This window comes from Microcystis sp. LE18-22.4A, assembly GCF_027531105.1.
GTDB lineage: Bacteria > Cyanobacteriota > Cyanobacteriia > Cyanobacteriales > Microcystaceae > Microcystis > Microcystis aeruginosa.
On the sequence record NZ_JAPZRB010000537.1, the window covers coordinates 1 to 2,556 of the forward strand.

The 2,556-nt window shown below is 45.4% G+C and carries 4 protein-coding genes and 2 pseudogenes; 5 read left to right on the top strand and 1 reads right to left on the bottom strand.

Annotation, left to right across the window (positions count from 1 at the left end; genetic code table 11):
• Positions 1-134: 134 nt before the first annotated feature.
• A pseudogene (locus tag O9295_RS27985) lies at positions 135-278 on the top strand (ImmA/IrrE family metallo-endopeptidase); the annotation flags it as partial.
• 40 nt (positions 279-318) lie between these two features.
• On the opposite strand, the gene O9295_RS22930 reads toward O9295_RS27985, so the two are convergent.
• Positions 319-1,314, bottom strand: coding sequence for a LysR family transcriptional regulator (locus tag O9295_RS22930; protein WP_288035597.1), 996 nt, complete (start codon positions 1,312-1,314; stop codon positions 319-321).
• A 106-nt stretch (positions 1,315-1,420) separates the two neighbouring features.
• Here O9295_RS22930 and O9295_RS22935 point away from each other — a divergent pair, with 106 nt between their 5' ends.
• The 4 genes and pseudogenes from O9295_RS22935 to O9295_RS22950 all read left to right on the top strand — a co-directional run.
• A complete protein-coding gene (locus O9295_RS22935) occupies positions 1,421-1,546 on the top strand; it encodes a hypothetical protein (RefSeq protein ID WP_288035599.1) in 126 nt (41 codons plus the stop codon).
• A gap of 310 nt (positions 1,547-1,856) precedes the next feature.
• A complete protein-coding gene (locus O9295_RS22940; protein ID WP_002798346.1) occupies positions 1,857-2,141 on the top strand; it encodes a hypothetical protein in 285 nt (94 codons plus the stop codon).
• A gap of 63 nt (positions 2,142-2,204) precedes the next feature.
• A complete protein-coding gene (locus O9295_RS22945; protein WP_223210688.1) occupies positions 2,205-2,348 on the top strand; it encodes a hypothetical protein in 144 nt (47 codons plus the stop codon).
• 134 nt (positions 2,349-2,482) lie between these two features.
• Positions 2,483-2,556: pseudogene (locus O9295_RS22950) on the top strand (transposase); the annotation flags it as partial.

Here is a 2,556-nt window from a genome sequence, read left to right on the forward strand (position 1 = left end):
GGGGGTCAATTACCTAATTTTCAGGGAAAAAGTCCCTGAATTTACCCCTGATCACTCCCATATCTGGTACTTTTTGAGGGGAAAAAAGTCCAAAAGTCTTATCCAACAAGGTTTTTAGATTTATTCAGCAAGCCCTAACTAAATGGGGACATCTGTATGCGATCGCCGACGAGTTGGGAGTAACTATTACTAATCTTAGAAGTCGTTTAGAGAGCCTCCATTGGATTAAAGTCGATAAAAAAGTAATTTATCCCGGCAGTAATTTTCCCAAGAGATAGCTTAAATGTTCCGAGGGAGATTTTGCCTGTCTCGAGCGACTTATTTACTCATAATTTCGGCGGGTTGCGAGTTAGGAATCGGTTCAAAGTTGTGGTCGTCAGCCAGATATTCGGGATAGGTGGAGAATTGGGGTAGTATTTCTAGGGTAAAAGCTTCGGCCGCTTTTGATCGATAGCGATTCGGGTTAATAATTACCGACAAAGTGCGTCGTACTTCCACATCTTTAATTCGGGTAGCGTGGATAACTCCCATTTGTAGTTCTTTTTCGATCGCTGTCACCGAGACAAAAGCCGCCCCTAACCCGGATTGTACGGCATTTTTAATCGCCTCGATCGAGTTAAGTTCCATCTCCACTTTTAAGCGTTTGGTATCGATCTCGCAACGAGTTAAAACCTTGTCGATGACTTTGCGAATCGTCGATTGGGAATCGAGGGTGATAAATTTTAGTCGATATAAATCCTCTTTTTGAATCATTTCTACCTTAGACAGAGGATGAAAAATCGGCAGGACTAAAGCCAGTTCATCTTCTGCGTAGGGGATAATCCGCAGGATTTCTTGTAATTCGGCGGGAACTTCCCCCCCGATAATGGCTAAATCCACTTGACCGTTAGCAACGCTCCAAGAGGTGCGACGGGTGGAATGAACTTGTAGCTGTACGGATACTTCTGGGTATTTTTGCCGAAAAAGCCCGATCATGCGGGGAAGAAGATAGGTTCCCGTGGTTTGGGAAGCGCCGACGATCAGGGTTCCCCCTTGCAGATTTTGTAGATCTTCGATCGCCCGACAGGTTTCTTGACAGAGAGTGATAATTTTTTCGCCGTAGCTTAAGAGTAGGTGTCCCGCTTCCGTTAATTGGGCTTTCCGACCGCCCCGGTCAAATAACGGCACATTTAGCTGTTTTTCGAGGTTTTGTACCTGAAGACTGACCGCCGGTTGAGATACATACAGGGTATCTGCCGCCCGTTTAAAGCTTCCTTCGGCAGCGATCGCTTTGAGAATTCTCAGTTGGTCTAGGGTGAAAGGAATGTCGGTCATAGAAAGCCTCAAAAACAGCGACGGGAGAAGGGGAGGACAATAGCGACAAATCTTAAGCCAGTGCCGATAAATACACTGAATTGACAGTACCACACCACGGGGATCAATGCTTCAGGTAGTTCCAGTTATCGGTGATCAGTTACCGGTTATCAGTTATCAGGAGTCAGGAGTCTCCGAGTCAGGAGATAGGAGTCAGGAGATAGGAGTCTCCGAGTCAGGAGACAGGAGATAGGAGACTCCGAGTCAGGAGATTATTTCTATTTATTCTCCCCACACCCTACACCCCACACCCTACACCCTACACCCTACGCCCTACACCCCACACCCCACACCCCACACCCCACACTGAAAAAGGCTGACCCAGCAATTATCGGGTTGACTTTTGTGTACCACTTAATCGTTATTAACCAAGAATCTTAATGATATTTTAAGATTTTTTAAAAAACCGCCCCTAGCCGAGATGAACGTATATCCTAGAGGGGAGCGAGTATAGATTCCTATTCCCGTTCGATCGCCCCCTAATTCTCTGGAGATCAGCACCCATGCTTACTTTGCTCCGTTCCCTGCTATTTTCCACCCTATTAAGTTTTGTTGCCCCCGTCCTCTTGGTGGGTTCTATTTTAACGGCTTTATTGGCCACCAGTCACGTCCCCGGCTTTACTTGGGTTTCTCAGACCGGTTTTAGCCAAATACTGCAATTTTTAACCATTTTCGGCGGCGGTTATCCCCTACAAGGCCTGTTAACCATCGCTGTCACCTTTGCTTTTGTTGGCAGTTTATTCGATTTATTTAACTTTTACGTCTATCAAACCAATCGCGGACAGTAACAGGTAAAGGGTGATAGGGACTGTCTAGAATGGGAATGAGGTTTTTATGGGATCGAATCGTCTATGCGCCCTATTTTCTGCCGTTTTTGGCTATTAACAATAATTTCTCTGCTGCTCACCCTGAGTATCGGGATTGTCAATCCCCAACCCAGTTTCGGGCGCTCGTGGATGGATTTACCTAAAATGTCGGATGAATGCCCCCGCTAAATTTTTCGACAAGACATCAACCTTTGCGGGGGATGAAATCCGACCAAGATATTAACTGCGAAGCACAATTTTAATTCTACCATTTGTAGGTAAACTGTGTTATACTTAATTTATCCAGGGTCGAGGATTAATCAATGCTAGTCGTAGAAGCCAAGTTAAAAAACGGGACACCAGAACAATACCAAAGACTAGATGAAGCAATTAGGAC